This window comes from Pedobacter hiemivivus (assembly GCF_005144565.1).
Lineage (GTDB): Bacteria > Bacteroidota > Bacteroidia > Sphingobacteriales > Sphingobacteriaceae > Pedobacter > Pedobacter hiemivivus.
In genome coordinates this window covers 1-1,676 of record NZ_SWDX01000030.1, presented here as the reverse complement: position 1 = coordinate 1,676, position 1,676 = coordinate 1, and the positions used below count along the sequence as shown (strand labels likewise).

Genomic DNA, 1,676 nt, shown 5'->3' with positions numbered 1-1,676 from the left:
ATACAACTGATCTTACCAACGGACTAGCATCAAAAGCAAATACGGTAGATGTTACCGCTGGGTTGGCTTCAAAAGCTGATCAAACGGCGGTTACGGCTGGACTTGCATTGAAGGCGGACCAGTCGGCACTTAATACTGCAACAGATGCGATCGCATTGAAGGCTAGTACAACTGATCTTACCAACGGACTAGCATCAAAAGCAAATACGGTAGATGTTACCGCTGGGTTGGCTTCAAAAGCTGATCAAACGGCGGTTACGGCTGGACTTGCATTGAAGGCGGACCAGTCGGCACTTAATGCTGCCACTGGTGCAATCGCATTGAAAGCAAACACAACGGATCTTACCAACGGACTAGCATCAAAAGCAAATACGGCAGATGTTAYCGCTGGATTGGCATCAAAAGCTGATCAAACGGCGGTTACGGCTGGACTTGCATTAAAGGCAGACCAGTCTGCACTTAATACTGCTACGGATGCTATTGCATTGAAAGCAAATACGGCAGATGTTACCGCTGGATTGGCATCTAAAGCTGATCAAACAGCGGTAACAGCAGGCTTGGCATTGAAGGCTGATCAAACAGCGGTAACAGCAGGCTTGGCATTGAAGGCGGACCAGTCTGCACTTACTGCTGCTACGAATGCTATTGCATTGAAAGCTGATCAAAGTGCACTTAATGCTGCCACTGATGCGATCGCGTTGAAAGCAAACACAACGGATCTTACCAACGGACTAGCATCAAAAGCAAATACGGCAGATGTTACCGCTGGATTGGCATCAAAAGCTGATCAAACGGCGGTTACGGCTGGACTTGCATTAAAGGCAGACCAGTCCGCACTTAGTAGTGCTACTGATGCCATCGCATTGAAAGCAAATACTACGGATCTTATTGCTGGGTTAGCATTAAAAGCAAACACAACAGATCTTACTACTGGATTGGCATTGAAGGCGGACCAGACGGCACTTACTGCTGCCACTGATGCAATCGCATTGAAGGCTAGTACAGCGGATCTTACCAACGGACTTGCCTTAAAAGCTAATACAGCAGATCTTACTGCTGGGTTGGCAACTAAAGCTGATCAAACAGCGGTAACAGCAGGCTTGGCATTGAAGGCGGACCAGACGGCACTTACTGCCGCTACGAATGCTATTGCATTGAAAGCTGATCAAAGTGCACTTAATGCTGCCACTGGTGCAATCGCATTGAAAGCAAACACAACGGATCTTACCAACGGACTAGCATCAAAAGCAAATACGGCAGATCTTACTGCTGGGTTGGCATCTAAAGCTGATCAAACAGCGGTTACGGCTGGACTTGCATTAAAGGCAGACCAGTCGGCACTTAATACTGCTACTGATGCGATCGCATTGAAAGCTAATACAACTGATCTTACCAACGGACTAGCATCAAAAGCAAATACGGTAGATGTTACCGCTGGGTTGGCTTCAAAAGCTGATCAAACGGCGGTTACGGCTGGACTTGCATTGAAGGCGGACCAGTCGGCACTTAATACTGCAACAGATGCGATCGCATTGAAGGCTAGTACAACTGATCTTACCAACGGACTAGCATCAAAAGCAAATACGGTAGATGTTACCGCTGGGTTGGCTTCAAAAGCTGATCAAACGGCGGTTACGGCTGGACTTGCATTRAAGGCRGACCAGTCGGCACTTAAT

Annotated in this window: 1 protein-coding gene; it reads left to right on the top strand. The window is 47.6% G+C overall.

The features are described 5' to 3' along the window. The coding region (locus FBD94_RS26085; RefSeq protein ID WP_169472418.1) for a beta strand repeat-containing protein at positions 1–1,676 on the top strand (1,676 nt) is incomplete at both ends.